This window comes from Shigella flexneri 2a str. 301 (assembly GCF_000006925.2).
In the GTDB taxonomy this organism is placed as follows: domain Bacteria; phylum Pseudomonadota; class Gammaproteobacteria; order Enterobacterales; family Enterobacteriaceae; genus ECMA0423.
Genome location: NC_004851.1, coordinates 91,001 through 106,877 on the forward strand (window position 1 = coordinate 91,001; position 15,877 = coordinate 106,877).

13 protein-coding genes and 6 other annotated features are annotated in these 15,877 nt (G+C 46.7%); of the genes, 7 read left to right on the forward strand and 6 right to left on the reverse strand.

What is annotated here, in order from left to right; all coding sequences use genetic code 11:
* Positions 1–688: 688 nt before the first annotated feature.
* The gene (locus CP0111; protein NP_858244.1) at positions 689–853 is read left to right on the forward strand and encodes a hypothetical protein; all 165 of its coding nucleotides are present in this window, start codon (positions 689–691) and stop codon (positions 851–853) included.
* 221 nt (positions 854–1,074) lie between these two features.
* Positions 1,075–3,808: a mobile genetic element, on the forward strand.
* Here CP0111 and CP0112 read toward each other — a convergent pair.
* The 3 genes from CP0112 to CP0114 all read right to left on the reverse strand — a co-directional run bounded on the left by CP0112 (position 1,107) and on the right by CP0114 (position 3,726).
* A complete protein-coding gene (locus tag CP0112) occupies positions 1,107–2,708 on the reverse strand; it encodes an ISSfl4 ORF3 (protein NP_858245.1) in 1,602 nt (533 codons plus the stop codon). It overlaps the preceding feature by 1,602 nt.
* Positions 2,705–3,055: an ISSfl4 ORF2 gene (locus CP0113; RefSeq protein ID NP_858246.1), complete on the reverse strand. Its 351-nt coding sequence runs from the start codon at positions 3,053–3,055 to the stop codon at positions 2,705–2,707. Before CP0113 ends, CP0112 begins: the two co-directional genes overlap by 4 nt.
* On the reverse strand, positions 3,052–3,726 hold the full coding sequence (locus tag CP0114) for an ISSfl4 ORF1 (protein NP_858247.1): 675 nt from the start codon (positions 3,724–3,726) through the stop codon (positions 3,052–3,054). The genes CP0113 and CP0114 overlap by 4 nt, the downstream gene beginning before the upstream one ends.
* 486 nt (positions 3,809–4,294) lie before the next feature.
* Between CP0114 and ospC3 the strand changes: the two genes are divergently transcribed.
* From ospC3 to CP0119, 5 genes are all read left to right on the forward strand, one after another.
* On the forward strand, positions 4,295–5,749 hold the full coding sequence (gene ospC3 / locus CP0115; RefSeq protein ID NP_858248.1) for an OspC3: 1,455 nt from the start codon (positions 4,295–4,297) through the stop codon (positions 5,747–5,749).
* A gap of 273 nt (positions 5,750–6,022) precedes the next feature.
* Positions 6,023–6,446 (reverse strand) — a mobile genetic element (partial).
* The gene (locus tag CP0116) at positions 6,087–6,389 is read left to right on the forward strand and encodes an IS600 ORF1 (RefSeq protein NP_858249.1); all 303 of its coding nucleotides are present in this window, start codon (positions 6,087–6,089) and stop codon (positions 6,387–6,389) included. It overlaps the preceding feature by 303 nt.
* A complete protein-coding gene (locus tag CP0117) occupies positions 6,417–7,151 on the forward strand; it encodes an IS600 ORF2 (protein ID NP_858250.1) in 735 nt (244 codons plus the stop codon).
* Positions 6,445–7,194 (reverse strand) — a mobile genetic element (partial). (Overlaps the previous gene by 707 nt.)
* Before the next feature lie 378 nt (positions 7,195–7,572).
* Entirely contained in the window at positions 7,573–7,995 is a 423-nt protein-coding gene (locus CP0118; RefSeq protein NP_858251.1) for an IS150 ORF B, read from the forward strand.
* A gap of 223 nt (positions 7,996–8,218) precedes the next feature.
* Positions 8,219–8,443 (forward strand) — a mobile genetic element (partial).
* Positions 8,444–8,454: 11 nt separating this feature from the next.
* Positions 8,455–9,231, forward strand: a complete 777-nt coding sequence (locus tag CP0119) for a transposase (protein NP_858252.2) — start codon at positions 8,455–8,457, stop codon at positions 9,229–9,231.
* 58 nt (positions 9,232–9,289) lie between these two features.
* Positions 9,290–10,663: a mobile genetic element, on the forward strand.
* Here the strand turns inward: CP0119 and CP0120 are convergent.
* Positions 9,321–10,517: an ISSfl2 ORF gene (locus tag CP0120; RefSeq protein ID NP_858253.1), complete on the reverse strand. Its 1,197-nt coding sequence runs from the start codon at positions 10,515–10,517 to the stop codon at positions 9,321–9,323. Its footprint overlaps the feature before it by 1,197 nt.
* 45 nt (positions 10,664–10,708) lie before the next feature.
* Complete coding sequence (locus CP0121; protein NP_858254.1) at positions 10,709–11,713, reverse strand: IS100 ORF1; 1,005 nt, start codon at positions 11,711–11,713, stop codon at positions 10,709–10,711.
* Positions 10,749–11,800: a mobile genetic element (partial), on the reverse strand. It overlaps the preceding gene by 965 nt.
* A gap of 1,265 nt (positions 11,801–13,065) precedes the next feature.
* Here CP0121 and ipaJ point away from each other — a divergent pair.
* A complete protein-coding gene (gene ipaJ / locus CP0122; protein ID NP_858255.2) occupies positions 13,066–13,845 on the forward strand; it encodes an IpaJ, invasion plasmid antigen in 780 nt (259 codons plus the stop codon).
* Positions 13,846–14,791: 946 nt separating this feature from the next.
* Here ipaJ and virB read toward each other — a convergent pair.
* On the reverse strand, positions 14,792–15,721 hold the full coding sequence (gene virB, locus CP0123) for a transcriptional activator VirB (RefSeq protein ID NP_858256.1): 930 nt from the start codon (positions 15,719–15,721) through the stop codon (positions 14,792–14,794).
* Between the last annotated feature and the right edge of the window lie 156 nt (positions 15,722–15,877).

The window sequence follows — 15,877 nt, forward strand, 5'->3', positions numbered from 1 at the left end:
TATCGTAAGCTAAGCACCAGTGTGCAAACAGCGTCGGGCAGTCGTGACGAATTCGCAGTAACCACTCGAATGCACGCACCAGACTACCTCGCGCTCGCTTGTGTTTGCGGGCAATCCACTTGGCCAAGTGCAGGTCAACCTGCGCCATTACCGGGTATAGCTTCGATTGGTAACCTCAAACGCCTCGACTGACTGCCCATCGACACCTGCCGCACCTCGATTAGCTTTGACCCGCTGGTATGCTTTCCAAACCGCATACTTAGAGACCTCGAACGGCTTTGGCTGACTCATGGGCTCCTCCCGGCTATCCGGTTGACCGATAAACCAGCCCCAACGACTGACCCCCTTCGCTCCATGCCCATTACAGGCACTTCCTCACTACTACGAAGCCATCTGCCCCTGTGTCTCGCATCGGTACTCAGGCGCTTGCAGTGCCTCTGCTCCGCGCCGCTCCCTTAGCATCGAGACGACAGGTTCCCACGTTCCGTACGAGAGCCTGTGTTGCGTTCATGCTGCCTATATGCCGGATGCCGCCCAGCCAGTACCAGATATCTGCTGGACTCGTCATGCGCTGCGTAGATAGCACATTTTCGACATCGCCTAGAGGTTCCTTTCGACACTTCATCGACAGTTCACTTTCGTTCATCTCCGCAACACCTACCTGACACATGTTCTGCGCCTTTTAACCTTGACGCTCACCACCACCGCTCTTAACGGCAGCAGCTCAAGGCGGTTTGAAGGCTGCGTCTGGACGCCGCCCCTCATCTCTCATACAGCATTGCATCCAACATCACGCCACTGGATGCATTCGTGGCACACCTACGCCGGAAACGCCGAAATTCCCGGCCTGTGATTTTTAGTGGTCCTTCGGTACTTCAGTAACTCCATCAGCTATCCCCTGAGCAAGTCGTTCCATCCATTTCGCAAATCGAAAATACCCGGGGTATTGCAGACAAATATAATCCATCTGAACTTTTGAGGTGCTGTCCATCACCCGTTTAAAGTAACCGGCTCATTTAAACCGTCTGGTCTGTTACCTCCGGTTCCACAAAAATAATGTCCATCATTTTGAAGGTAAGCGCCCCGAGAAGTACGTAGCGTAAGGATTATTTTACAGACGAGAAGTTCCAGGGCAGCAGTTCATGCACTTGGTTCGACGGCCAGTCATTGAGCTTCTCGATCACTTCGCGCAACCAGTCCTCCGGCTCCACTTCGTTCTGTTTGCAGGTGACCAGCAGACTGTAGATGATCGCCGCACTTTCTCCTCCCTTGTCTGAGCCGAAAAAGAGATAATTTTTTCTTCCAACCGCCACCGATCGTAACGCGTTTTCACCGATGTTGTTGTCTATTTCCACCCGGCCGTCACGACAGAACTCGTTCAGCGCATTCCAGTGATTCAGGATATAGTCGAACGCCTTCGCCATCTCCGCATGTTTCGACAGCGTTTTCCTCTGCAACTGTATCCAGTCGTACAACGACTGCATCAACTGGACGCTTCTGGCTTTTCTGACTGCAAGCCGTTCCTCTGCCGGACTGCCACGTATCTCCGCTTCTATGTCGTATAACTCTGCTATCCGTCTGAGCGCTTCCTGAGTCATTTCTGTCGGACGGCGCACATCCTCGTCATGGATTTTTCGGCGGGCGTGGGCCAGGCACCCGGCTTCCTTCACCCGGCCCGTTTCGTACAGTACGTTATAACCTGCATAGGCATCAGCGGGCAGTACGCCCTGATACTTTGCCAGGTGGAGCTGCGGATGTTCTCCTTTGCGATCTGCCGAATACGCGAACCAGACGGCTGCCGGCAGGGATGAACCCGCATTACGATCATCCCTGACGTATACCCACAGACGACCCGTTTTCGTCTTTCCGTTCCCCGGGGCCAGTACTTTCACCGGAGTGTCATCTGCGTGCACCTTTCCTGCCTCCAGAACATAGTCATTCAGCGCTATATACAGAGGACGGAGTTTGTCTGCCATTTCTGATACCCAGCGCACCATGGTATTACGGCTCAGCTCCACGCCCTGTCGCGCGTATATTTCTGACTGGCGATATAAAGGGATATGTTCCATATATTTGCTGACCAGGATCCGTGCAAGTAACCCTGCACTGGCATAACCGCGTTCGATCGGTTTAGGAGGAAGTGGTGCCTGAACGATGACATCACACCGGCTACAGGCCAGTTTGGGACGTATGGTTTCGATAACTTTAAAGGCGGTATTAATGATATCCAGTTGCTCTGAGATTGTTTCCCCCATTTCTTTCAGAACACCTCCACAGGCCGGGCAACTGGTTTCAGCAGGCAGAAGGCGATGTGTCTCCCGGGGAAGTTCTGCCGGCAGCGGTTTTCGTGAAGATTTTCGTCCCGGGAATTCAGGCTTACTGGCGATCGGGTTTTCTGACGGGGGACTGGTGTCAGGTGAATCTGTGACTGACGATGCATCTTCCAGAAGATTTCTGGCTGTGTTCAGCCGGTTTTCCAGTTCCGACAGTCGTTTTTCTGCCTGTCGGATCTGATTTTCAAGCTTATGACGCTTTTTCTCTGAACTCTGGCCGAACAACATACGACGCAACCTGTCGAGTTGCGCTTTCAGCCGTTCAATTTCCTGCTCATAGCCCGCGACCTGACAGGCATACTGTCGAAGCCGACTCTGTTGCTTACGCAACATGGCTTTAAGCAGCTCAATATCATCGGGGAGTTCATTGTTCATTCCCTTGTTTTATCACGGGTTATATCCGGATGCCAGGCCGTTCTGTCCGTTTGGGATGTTGCCACGCGATCCCCTCCAGTAGCATGGATAACTGAGCTGGCGTCAGGTGCACTTTCCCTTCCCGGGTCACCGGCCAGACGTTTGGCGAACAGGCATAACCCGTCACGATCGGCCCACAGTATTTTCACCATTTTGCCACTGCGGCCCCGGAAGACGAAGATATGCCCGGAGAACGGGTCATCTTTCAGCGTGTTCTGCACCTTCGAAGCCAGGCCATTGAAGCCACAACGCATATCTGTGATGCCAGCGATGATCCAGATTTTGGTACCGGTCGGCAGCGTTATCATCGGATACCCCCTTTCATTTCGCGGATTAGCGCCCGTAACAGTTCCGGAGTGAGAGGGTCAAACAGTTTTACCACACCTGATTTAAGATGCAGCTCGCACCGTGGGACGTTTCCGGGAGCCCCCTCAGGGCGCTCATCATGCTTGTTACGCCAGAAGGGATTTGTAACTGGTCTGGTCGGCTCCGGCGTATCAGTCAGTGCCACCGGGACAGGCATGCATTCCTGTATGTCATCATCGCTCAGTAAGCCGTCCTCGTACTGGCTTTTCCATTTAACCAGCAGGTTATTATTGATATCGTGTTCTCTGGCGATCCGGGCAACAACAGCCCCAGGCTGTAATGCCTGCTTAGCCAGACGGACCTTAAATTCACGGCTATAGCTGGTTCGCCGTTCTTTTCGCCATGAGCCTTCTCTGATTTGAGGCTCTGTTAATTCCTTCTTTCTGTTGGCATAAAGGATGGCGTCAAGTTGAGCGAATGAAACTGAATCGGGCAATGGCCATGCGATACCGGATGCAAGAAATCGCTGAAAAAGCGTATGTATTGTGGAATGACTGAGACCCAGACGCTGAGCGATGGCCCGGATGGTCAGTTTATCTTCAAATCTTAAACGCAGGGCATCAGGCAAATAAGAACGGAAGCAGGGAATATCTTTTGTTGTCTGGGAATTCATCGTTCGTGTCCATCAATATAGATGGGCGCGATTGTTGCCAGACAGGACAATTTTCACAAGACGTCGCTGATGGGGCGCTTACATTAATCCCGTACTCTCTGGCCAGTTGGGCCACGCAGGCCCCTAGCTGGTAAGATTTTTCAATAAGATCAAGCTTAAACTCCATAGAGTCATAGAGTAAGAGGCACGAATCCTGCGGGGGCGAAGAGAATCTGACATTGATAGAGTCCATTAACGTTATAAGAGGACTCTATCATCGCCAATCATCAGACATTGAAATAGACGACACTGAGATGACGCTTACAATTCTTTTGGTTTCTGTAATAAGTAATCTGACATCCCCCGTGCCCAGAAGAGGAGAGGGATATCAAGCCCAAGGGTTAATAATTGATACTACGGTTAAAATTGCCTTCAGTAAAGGAAGTGTGATTAAACTCAGGGGATTTCAGAGTGAAAATCGTACAACATATTAAAATATGTTCGTTATAATACATACAAGAAAATATTAAGTTAGATAATATTATTCTAAATAACTGCAGATAAAAACGCACATAATGGGGGATGTTTTATGAAAATACCTGAAGCAGTAAATCATATTAATGTTCAGAACAATATTGATCTTGTTGATGGAAAAATAAATCCGAACAAAGATACAAAAGCATTACAAAAAAACATATCATGCGTAACAAACTCATCCTCTTCTGGCATAAGTGAAAAACATTTAGATCACTGTGCTGATACTGTGAAAAGCTTTTTAAGGAAGTCTATAGCAGCGCAAAGTTATAGTAAAATGTTCTCTCAAGGGACCAGTTTCAAATCATTAAATCTTTCTATTGAAGCGCCATCTGGAGCACGGTCATCATTTCGGTCACTTGAGCACCTCGATAAGGTGTCCAGACACTATCTTTCTGAAATAATACAAAAAACTCATCCTCTTTCTTCGGATGAACGTCACTTGCTCTCTATTATTATTAATTCTGATTTTAACTTCAGACATCAAAGTAACGCTAACCTGTCAAATAATACTCTTAATATTAAGTCCTTTGATAAAATTAAGTCTGAGAATATACAAACATATAAAAACACATTCTCTGAGGATATTGAAGAAATAGCTAACCACGATTTTGTTTTTTTTGGGGTTGAAATTTCCAATCATCAAGAAACACTCCCACTAAATAAAACACATCATACTGTGGATTTTGGTGCTAATGCGTATATCATTGATCATGACTCTCCATATGGATATATGACATTAACCGACCACTTTGATAATGCTATTCCACCTGTTTTTTACCATGAGCACCAATCATTTTTCTTAGATAACTTTAAAGAGGTTGTGGATGAAGTTAGCAGGTATGTGCATGGTAATCAGGGAAAAACTGATGTGCCAATATTTAATACTAAAGATATGAGGCTTGGAATTGGGTTGCATCTTATTGATTTTATAAGAAAGAGTAAAGATCAAAGATTCCGAGAGTTTTGTTATAATAAAAACATTGATCCTGTTAGTCTGGATAGAATTATAAACTTTGTGTTTCAGCTTGAGTATCATATACCAAGAATGCTAAGTACAGATAACTTCAAAAAAATAAAACTCAGAGACATATCTTTGGAGGATGCGATTAAAGCATCTAATTATGAAGAGATTAACAATAAAGTGACTGATAAAAAAATGGCTCATCAGGCCCTTGCTTATTCTTTAGGCAATAAAAAAGCTGATATAGCACTTTATTTACTATCTAAATTTAATTTTACAAAACAAGATGTCGCAGAGATGGAGAAAATGAAAAACAATAGATATTGTAATCTGTATGATGTTGAATACTTACTTAGTAAAGATGGTGCCAACTATAAAGTGCTAGAATATTTTATCAATAATGGATTGGTTGATGTAAACAAAAAATTTCAAAAAGTAAATAGTGGGGACACTATGCTTGACAATGCAATGAAAAGCAAAGATTCAAAAATGATTGATTTTTTATTAAAAAATGGAGCAATATTAGGCAAACGATTTGAGATATGACCTAAAAGCTCGGCCAAATAATAATGTCGTCGATTATCGAAGTCATCATGAGTGATTCTGTCCCCACAGTGCAGCATCAGCATGACAGTGAATTGTCTGGCGTGGTCCATTTAATGAGATGGAGATGGTCCCTCTTTCCTAAATAGCTGTGCCTAATACCGCTACACTTTTGCCAGCCCATGTTTGCCTCCGGGGAATGGGCTGACGGTTCCTTCAAAATCCATTGCACGCAGTTATGTCGGAGCGGGAACTTGACTCCTGTCTTTACGGGAGTGAGGTAGCCTGAGTTTAACGGACACTCCTTCCTGAAATAGAATGGCATCAGAAGGAGCCAATAATGAGCAGAAAAACCCAACGTTACTCTACGGAGTTTAAAGCCGAAGCCGTCAAAACGGTTCCTGAAAATCAGCTTTCGATCAGTGAAGGCGCTTCCCGATTATCTGTTCCTGAAGGCACTTTAGGACAATGGGTTACCGCCGCAAGAAAAGGGCTCAATACACCAGGCTCCCGCACAGTGGCTGAGCTGGAATCTGAAGTTATGCAACTGCGTAAGGCTTTAAATGAAGCACGACTTGAGCGAGATATATTAAAAAAAGCAACAGCGTATTTTGCACAGGAGTCGCTGAAAAATACGCGTTAGTCGAACAATGGCGACAACAATTCCCTGTTGAAGCGATGTGTCGGGTACCTGGTGTATATCCGCACTCGCGAAACATATGGAACCCGGCGGCTCCAGACGGAGCTGGCAGATAACGGAATTATCGTCGGTCGTGACAGACTGGCACGTCTTCGTAAGGAGCTGAGGCTGCACTGTAAGCAGAAACGCAAGTTCAGGGCGACCACAAACTCTGACCACAATCTGCCGGTTACGCCGAATCTGCTGAATCAGAACTTTACGCCCACAGCACCTAATCAGGTCTGGGTCGCAGATATAACGTATGTTGCCACCCGGGAAGGATGGCTGTATCTCGCCGGCGTCAAAGATGTTTATACGTGCGAAATTGTCGGTTACGCCATGGGAGAGCGCATGATGAAAGAGTTGACGGGTAAAGCCCTGTTTATGGCGCTCAGGAGCCAGCGCCTACCTGCCGGGCTAATCCACCACACCGATCGAGGTTCACAGTACTGCGCATACGATTACAGGGTCATACAGGAGCAGTCTGGTCTGAAAACATCAATGTCGCGTAAAGGTAACTGTTACGACAACGCTCCGATGGAAAGCTTCTGGGGAACGCTGAAAAATGAAAGCCTGAGCCACTATCGTTTTAAGAGCCGGGATGAGGCCATCTCAGTAATACGGGAATACATTGAGATTTTCTACAATCGTCAGCGTCGTCACTCTCGTCTGGGGAATATCTCCCCGGCAGCCTTCAGGGAAAAATATCATCAGATGGCTGCTTAAAAAAAGAACAAATGGTAGTGTCCGCTATTGCCAGTACACCTCAGTTCTGGGCCTTGCCCGTAGCAGTTATTTTTATCACCGGGCTGCACTGAAAGCCGGTGATAAATACGCCACGATACGTAAGATGCTGACAGATATCTTTAACAGTAATTACCAGTGTTATGGCTATCGTCGCCTGCATGCGATGCTCAGGCATGAGGGGGGGCGGCTATCAGAAAAGGTTGTACGCAGACTTATGGTGGAGGAACAGCTTGTCGTCAGTCGTAACCGTCGTCGTCGCTACAGCTCATATTGCGGAGAAATCGGACCGGCTCCGGATAACCTTATCGCCAGAGATTTTAAGGCGGAGCAACCTAATCAGAAATAGCTGACAGATATCACGGAGTTCCAGCTCCCTGCAGGTAAAGTCTGGCTGTCACCAGTGGTGGACTGCTTCGATGGAAAAGTTGTGAGCTGGTCTCTCAGTACACGCCCTGATGCTGAACTGGTCAACACTATGCTGGATAGCGCTGTCGAAACGTTAAATGCTGGCGAACGACCGGTGATACACAGTGACAGAGGTGGGCATTATCGCTGGCCAGGCTGGCTGGAAAGAGTGAATGCAGCAGGTCTTATTCGCTCAATGTCCCGTAAAGGATGTTCACCTGATAATGCTGCATGCGAAGGCTTTTTCGGCAGACTGAAAACGGAAATGTATTATGGGCGTAAATGGTCGGGCATCACGCCAGAAAAGTTCATGCAGCAAGTGGATGCTTACATCAGATGGTATAACGAGCGGCGTATAAAATTATCGCTGGGTGCCGTCAGCCCCAAAATGTACCGCCAACAATGCGGGCTGGAATGATAAAGCAGTCCAGGAAATCGTCCGCATCCCCCCTTCACCATTTGGATTGTCCGCTCCACCCAACATGTTGTTTCCTTAAGGTTCCTACACCACAAAGGAAACTCTCATGCTGCGCAGTGGATGGCTGACGTTGCCGACAGGCGGGAACTTCGCCAGTTCAGGCAGACACCGGAACAGCGCTTCACGCAGGAACAGGAGCATCTGCAGCCGCTGCTGGGTACGGACTTCGATATCCGTCATGTCTCCTGGGATGGCTATATCGAGGTTGGCGGGAACCGTTACAGTGTGCCGGAAAGCCTGTGTGGTCAGCTGGTATCAATACGGATCTCGCTGGATGATGAACTGCGGATCTACAGTAATGAGCAACAGGTAGCATCGCACCGTCTCTGTTCGGCTGCATACGGCTGGCAGACCGTGCCGGAGCATCACGCTCCACTCTGGCAGCAGGCTTCGGAGCGCATGGCCGAATGGCTGGGGGAGATACAGAAACGGGTAATCACTGTCTGTGACCGGGAAGCGGATATCTGGCATTACCTGTATTATAAAGTCAGCCACGGACAGCGTGGTGCGTGCTGCACAGAATCGCCGGCTGGAAGAGGCACCCGGCAAGCTCTTCGAACTGCCGGAAGTCCTGGCAACCGCAGGAAGCCACACGCTGAATGTGATGCAAAAAGGCGGGCGGGCAGCCCGTCAGGCCCGGATGTTCATCAGTTACAGCGAAGTCAGCATAAAAAATCCCGACAACAGCGGCCAGGCGCTCCCGCTCACGTATGTCTGTTGCCGGGAGCAGGCAGAGGACGGTGCCTGCTGGCATCTGCTGACGTCAGGAAAAGCGGCGAGTGCCGCCGATGCACGACGTATTGTCAGCCATTACGAGCGACGCTGGCTGACAGAGGAATACCACAAGGCGTGGAAAAGTGGTGGTACATGGAATCGCTGCGAATGCAGACCCGGGATAACCTTGAGCGCATGGTGGTTATCCTGGCGTTTATAGCGGTACGGGTGCTGGGCCTGCGGCAGGGAGGTGTCAGTGAAGAAACACAAAATGACAGCTGTGAGAAAATACTGACGCCGACAGAGTGGAAACTACTGTGGGTTAAGCTGGAAGGAAAGCCGCTTCCGGTGCAGGCACCGACCCTGAAATGGGCCTGGGGCGATGGCATGACAGCAAACGCACAGGTCGTCCCGGTTGGGGCGTCATGTGGGATGGCTGGTCAGACTTCAGGATATGGTTGAGGGTTACCTGGTGATGAAGTCTCTTGATCAGGAGCTCTGATCAAGAGACAGCAGCTTAGGGGGGTGCCCCTATTAAGTTGTCAAGCATGTTATGACCCCTGCGGGGTATAAAAAGTCCCGTCGCGCATCATGGCGAACAGAACGTCGCAGCGTCGTCTCGCCAGGGCGATAAGCGCCTGATTGTGTCGTTTTCCCTGACTCATTTTGCGGGTGTAGTAAGCCCTGGAGAGCGGATCCCTGAGCGCGGTGAAGGCCGACAGGAACAACGCCCGTTTGAGAGCTTTATTACCCCGTCGCGAGGGATGCTCACCGCGTATTGACGAGCCGGATCGCCGAGTTACCGGCGCAAGGCCAGCATAAGCAGCGAGATGTGCGGCAGAGGCGAAGGCGCGGCAGGCGACCTCGGTGAGGAGTCTGGCTGCGGTCCTGACACCGACTCCGGGCATACTGGTCAGGACCGGGTAAAGAGGGTGAGCAAGAACTCGCTGTTCTACCTCAAGCGCCACCTCGTCTCTTTGCTTACGCAGCGTGATGAGCTGGAGTGCCAGACGTGGCAGTACTACGGCAGCGGCATTCGTGCCGGGAACGACGACGGTTTGTTCGGCCAGTGCCTGAGCTATGTCTGCTGCAAGGCGTTTACCCAGACGAGGCGCAAGTTTGCAGAGCTGGGCTGCCAGCTTCTTCTCACCCAGCGAAGCGAGTTTTTCTGGTGAGGGATATCGCTGGAGAAGATCGAGTACCGCCGGGTGCTCAAGTCTCGGACCGAGAACGCGCTCCGGTGCCGGATGTATCTGGGTCAGAAGGCCGCGGATACGGTTGCTGGCCTGCGTTGTCTGTGCGGCAAGATCATCATCGAAGCCGCAGAGCATGGAGAGTTCGGCGATTTGCTCGTCAGCCAGTTTCAGCGTGCGTAGCGCGTGAGGCAGGGTACGGGCAGCTTCGGCAATGATGGCAGCGTTACGAGCATCAGTTTTAGCTTCACCGGCGTGTAAGTCGGCTATGCGGCGCATGGCCAGTCCAGGGAGGTATCCGACAAGGACTCCTTCTGAGCGGGCAACGGCGACAGGTAACGCACCGATGGTAGCTGGCTGATCAACAACCAGCAGTATCTGACCATGTTGTTTCAGGTCAGATATTAGCGACCTGAGTTTGTTTTCGTCGTTGGGTAATGCTTTATCGAACAGGCGTTTACCTGAACGATTAATGGCAACAGCGTGATGCGTATCTTTACCGACATCAACGCCGATAAAGACCAGGACGGATTCGTAATCGCTGGATTCGGTCATTCTGTCTCCCTTGTATATGGGTTAACCAGATAACCACGGAGAGCAGGTACCGGCATCCACGTTACAGACGGTCCCGGCAAAAGTGCCTGACCTGACCCCTATTAGCGGTTACCAGCGCCCCACCAGACCCGGTGACATCACCCCCCGGATCATGGACGACTGGGGGCAGTAATCATGCCGGGTCTGGCTGGCTAACACCCCATTATAAGGGGTACGAATAAAGTAACGGGGTTGTCGAAGCTCACCAGATTTTCACCAGGATGCACGTCATACTCTTTTTTCTCCGGAGGCAGTGCCAGCATGGACTGCTGCTCTTCGAGCCAGCGATCACAGGGACGGGCCTGGATTGTTTCATGCTTTCGTTGGTTAGCGACATCGTGCAGCCAGCGCAGACCGTGGCGGTTGGCTGTTTCAACATCGACAGTGCTCCCCATCGGGCGCAGGCGAGTCATTAGTGGGATGTAAAAACTGTTACGGGTGTACTGCACCATCCGTTCCACCTTACCTTTAGTCTGTGCCCTGAAGGGGCGACACAGTCGGGGAGAGAAGCCCATCTCCTTGCCGAACTGCCACAGCGAAGGATGGAACCGGTGCTGACCGGTCTGATATGCGTCACGTTGCAGAACCACAGTTTTCATATTGTCATACAACACTTCGCGCGGCACACCACCAAAGAAGCGGAACGCATTACGATGGCAGGTCTCCAGCGTGTCATAACGCATATTGTCAGTGAATTCGATGTACAACATTCGGCTGTATCCGGGAACAGCAACGAACACGTGAAGCGGTGAGCGACCATTACGCATAGTGCCCCAGTCAACCTGCATCTGTCGTCCGGGTTCAGTTTCGAACCGAACGGCAGGCTCCTGCTCCTGAGGAACCGAGAGAGAACGAATGAATGCCCTGAGAATGGTCATTCCGCCACGATATCCCTGGTCTCTGATCTCGCGAGCGATTACCGTTGCCGGGATTTTGTAAGGATGAGCATCGGCGATGCGTTGACGAATATAATCCCGGTATTCATCCAGGAGTGAAGCAACAGCAGGTCGCGGCGTATATTTTGGCGGCTCAGATTTTGCCTGCAAATAACGTTTAACGGTATTGCGGGAGAGCCCCAGTTCTCTGGCAATCGTCCGGCTACTCATTCCCTGCTTGTGCAGGATTTTAATTTCCATAACTGTCTCAAAAGTGACCATAAGCTCTCCTGAATCAGGAGAGCAGATTACCCCCTGGATCTGATTTCAGGCGTTGGGTGTGGATCACTATTGCACCGTTCGTGACACTTGTTGACTACCTGTGCGGCATCTGGTATCAAGGTGGCGTGAAGCCGGTTCAGGTTCTCATGCGGAACGTTGGAACCTATATCCCCCCGATACCAAAGGCGAAATGTAAGTGACAAAATGCAATGAACACGTTCTCCGTTAACTGAGGAGCATGGTGATAAATAAAGGTAAATGCAGAAGGTGTAGAGTCTCGCAGATTTCTGACATCATAGAGCCTAACATTAGATGCATAACGCTACAGATTGTAGAATCTCTACAGGTGAAATATACACTGGTTGGCGTTTATGTCGCAAAACATGTCATTCAGGTTCATCTCACCAATAAGGATATGAGTGAAGTGGAGGATAAGTGAGTCTGCTGTCAGAGTTTTCTGGTGTATGTCAGTAACTGCGAACCATGTCTGCTTGATATGGGAGCTTATGGAGGCTCTCTGTACAAGGTTAGGGAGCTAACAAAGCAGGGATAAAAAGTCCGCCTGATGCAGGCACGGTTCGTTAAATCTTTTGCCATTGGTAACAAAATGGTGCGATGAATGTTCAGGCTATCTTTATCTTGATGGTGGTTCAGCTGTTTGGTAAAGAAATCGCTGTAACAATAGAAGAACTGCAGGCAGTACTGGTCCCACATCGTTTGCTCAGTCAACTGGTGAAGTTCCGTAGCGCGTAAATTAATGCTTTGCATGAAACGTTACTGGAGTGGATGAAAGAATACCTGCATATATCATTACTGCGTTGGATTACCAGTACAACAGATTGAATGAACTGGACATGTTGATAGACGGCATTGAAAAGCAGCTTATAAGCATAGTGCGGCAGAGTTAATTGGAGAGCACTTCGCCTTCTGAGTATTAAGTAAGCATGGTGGTACCTGCGGATACTATCTATTCACTGTGCTCGGTCGGCAGCCTTACTGACCAAGGAGTTGGGGGAGTTGATAACAAAGTTGAAAAAACAGCTCTCAACCAAGGTGGTTATTGTAACAATAGCAAATAAGCTGGTGTGACCTGTATCACAATAACCGATTATGGACGTAAATACGACAAAAATATGTCAGTATCAGGCGGTATTAATTGCTGATGCTGATGGACATTAACTCTTAATAAAAGGGTGGATGCTGAAAGGTTGTTATGGTGACGGACGTGATGACGACGGAAAAGAGTATGAGGTTTTGGATTTAAAGTTCGTTCGGGGAATAAGGACCCGGTCAGCTAATTCTCATAGTAGTTCGCATTGCTGGATGCAATACTGTGCTGCAATTACTCGTCGATGTCGGAACAACGGAAGCCTTGCAAACGGGGATGTATTCATACAGGTGTTATGTTATATGGGGTTTTATTGCAGGGGGCTATACCAAGAGAATATATGATATCTCATCAGACTGATGTGAGGGTAAATGAGAATAGAGTAAACGAACAAGGTTGTTTTTTGGCGAGGAAGCAGATGTATGACAATTCTTGTGGAGCTGCCAGTTTACTCTGTGCTGCAAAGGAATTAGGGGTTGATAAAATACCACAATACAAAGGGTCTATGTCCGAAATGACAAGGAAGAGTTCTCTTGATTTGGATAATCGTTGTGAGCGGGATTTATACTTAATAACTAGTGGTAATTATAATCCGAGAATACACAAAGATAATATCGCGGATGCCGGTTATTCTATGCCTGATAAGATAGTCATGGCTACGAGGCTTCTTGGATTGAATGCTTATGTCGTTGAAGAAAGTAACATTTTTTCGCAAGTAATTAGTTTTATTTATCCCGATGCAAGGGACTTATTAATTGGCATGGGATGTAATATAGTACATCAACGAGATGTGTTATCTTCTAACCAAAGAGTTTTGGAAGCTGTTGCTGTATCCTTTATTGGAGTTCCTGTCGGCCTCCACTGGGTGTTGTGTAGACCTGATGGAAGCTATATGGATCCAGCTGTAGGAGAAAATTATTCTTGTTTTTCAACTATGGAATTAGGTGCAAGAAGAAGTAATTCTAACTTTATAGGATATACTAAAATAGGTATTTCCATAGTTATAACTAATGAGGCTTTGTAAATTGTCGTTTTTTATCTGTGAAGGAGCTTGAATATTTTGGGGTGGGGGGCATAACAAATGATATTACTGAGTACAAATTTAGCTATATTGGGCGGATTAGTTGTGTGGGAAGACGAAATGTTTCTCTTGAAATAAGTGAGCTCCCTCAAGGAATGATTGTGTGCTTAAATATTTAAGTGCTGGTAAGTTTGAGAAGGCTGACATATTTTGCAGAGCAAACAGTGATTGACTTGGATGATATTTTTATTTTAGTCACTCGTTGTAATTGGAGTATGCTTTATTTTATTTGAAAATAGATGTATTTTATACCCGCAATTTAAACTGTAAGCCCTATGAGGGGTATGGATATTATAAGTTACTCTTTGACCAAGCATAACTTTTGGGGTTAGAAAAATAAATCTCTTGTTAATAATTAATATGATTTTAAAATCAAACTTGTTTATAATTATAAAATAATGTAAGTCGGTCATTTTATGGGAAGATTAGGAGAATAAAACAGTAATTATATTTGAGAAATCTGCTAATATATTCTTAAAGCTTTTTTGATACTGTGAACGAAGTCTGTTAATGGTGGATTTTTTGTTTATCACCATGTAAAAAAAATTGAGTAGTAAAAGCGTTGACTGCTAATCCTCGCTGTTTTTATTGAAACGATTAAAAATACGCTGAATATTTTCGGCCAGTCACTCATATTCACATAAAATTTTGACCATCATGCCGCATCCCTTAGTTGCACAATTCATTTTCAATGATATGAATATTACTAATTTCACCAGATAATTTTCTCGTGGTCAGCAGGGTATGAGTTTTCACCGTAATTTTAAGGAAACACAGTGCGTGGGGATTGAATAACAGATAGCCGACGGAATTACCCCACCGGCTGAAAGTCAAGTTCAACGAAGATTTTTATTATCTGAATTGGGCAGTTTACATCAGTGTTCGATGTTTATGAAGACGATAGATGGCGAGAAATTATATCCCGAATAGCTTCATCTATTTCTCTCTGAACTGTTTTGTTTATTTTAGATAATGTAAATATTAGAGTTCTGTTTGTTTTATTCTCTTTTCTTTTTATGTAAGTCCGTTTGTCTTTAGAAATAAATAACGAGTCAACTTTTAGCGAAGGGTTTTGCTTTCTGTTTTTGCTTTTCTTTATGATGTTTAAAATTTCTTTTTTATATATGTCCGGGGGCAAATTTGTATCAAGGTCTTTTATTTCTTCCTTTAATATTGGTAGTGTAGAACTAAGAGATTCATTAGCCTTTTCAAGTCCTTTATAATAATTGAATAATATCTTGTAGTCATTAAAGTTAAGTTCTGACGCGATTGGAAATAGAGATATTATTTCCTGTGGAACGCTTGCTGCCTGAAAGGCACGAGTGACTTTCGCGCGAGACAGATTCTCTTTTTTGGCTATGTCTTTATAGGACATCCCTGATACTTTCAGAAAATTAAGACCAATACCAAGTTCTCGGATGCTATGCTCTTTTGCTGTTTGTATATCGTTTGCTAGTTTTCTGGCATCAAGAGTAGATATATATTCTTTTGAATATAGAACTTCAAGATCTGCTCCTGCATATATTGCAGATGCTCTTCTACGAGTGCCATCCAGAATTTCAATTCTACCATCAATCTCCCTTCCTATTACAGGGAAGAATTGTTGTAGCTTTATAGTTTTTATGATATCGGCTAATGATTCTTCTGTTAGGGATTCTTGATCGCGTACATTCGTTTTTTGGTTGACGAAGGTTAAATCTTGGATCCTTTTATGAGGAATCTTGGCTTTGATAAAGGAAACTTTATTACCAGAATGGAGTGTAAACTCTTTCTTTTGGCCTTCCTTTATACTTAACAAGTCGTTGCACAAATCCACCATATCACACCCTGTTTATTCATATTGATTTATATTGACAAAAGTTAAATGCAGTGTGAGCAAGATTGTATGTAACTGTTGATGATAGTCAACGGTAGTCTTAAAAATTACTATTTTAATAGCTGGATTGATGCAATTTATCTTTATTGGATAAAAGAA

What these genes read in the sequence shown, in the direction of transcription:
- CP0119 (NP_858252.2), top strand. Translation starts at nt 8,455, where the DNA reads ATGGCCGAATGGCTGGGGGAGATACAGAAACGGGTAATCACTGTCTGT.
- CP0112 (NP_858245.1), bottom strand. Translation starts at nt 2,708, where the DNA reads ATGAACAATGAACTCCCCGATGATATTGAGCTGCTTAAAGCCATGTTG.
- CP0114 (NP_858247.1), bottom strand. Translation starts at nt 3,726, where the DNA reads ATGAATTCCCAGACAACAAAAGATATTCCCTGCTTCCGTTCTTATTTG.
- CP0113 (NP_858246.1), bottom strand. Translation starts at nt 3,055, where the DNA reads ATGATAACGCTGCCGACCGGTACCAAAATCTGGATCATCGCTGGCATC.
- CP0120 (NP_858253.1), bottom strand. Translation starts at nt 10,517, where the DNA reads ATGACCGAATCCAGCGATTACGAATCCGTCCTGGTCTTTATCGGCGTT.
- ipaJ (NP_858255.2), top strand. Translation starts at nt 13,066, where the DNA reads ATGTCGGAACAACGGAAGCCTTGCAAACGGGGATGTATTCATACAGGT.
- virB (NP_858256.1), bottom strand. Translation starts at nt 15,721, where the DNA reads ATGGTGGATTTGTGCAACGACTTGTTAAGTATAAAGGAAGGCCAAAAG.
- CP0121 (NP_858254.1), bottom strand. Translation starts at nt 11,713, where the DNA reads ATGGTCACTTTTGAGACAGTTATGGAAATTAAAATCCTGCACAAGCAG.
- CP0116 (NP_858249.1), top strand. Translation starts at nt 6,087, where the DNA reads ATGAGCAGAAAAACCCAACGTTACTCTACGGAGTTTAAAGCCGAAGCC.
- ospC3 (NP_858248.1), top strand. Translation starts at nt 4,295, where the DNA reads ATGAAAATACCTGAAGCAGTAAATCATATTAATGTTCAGAACAATATT.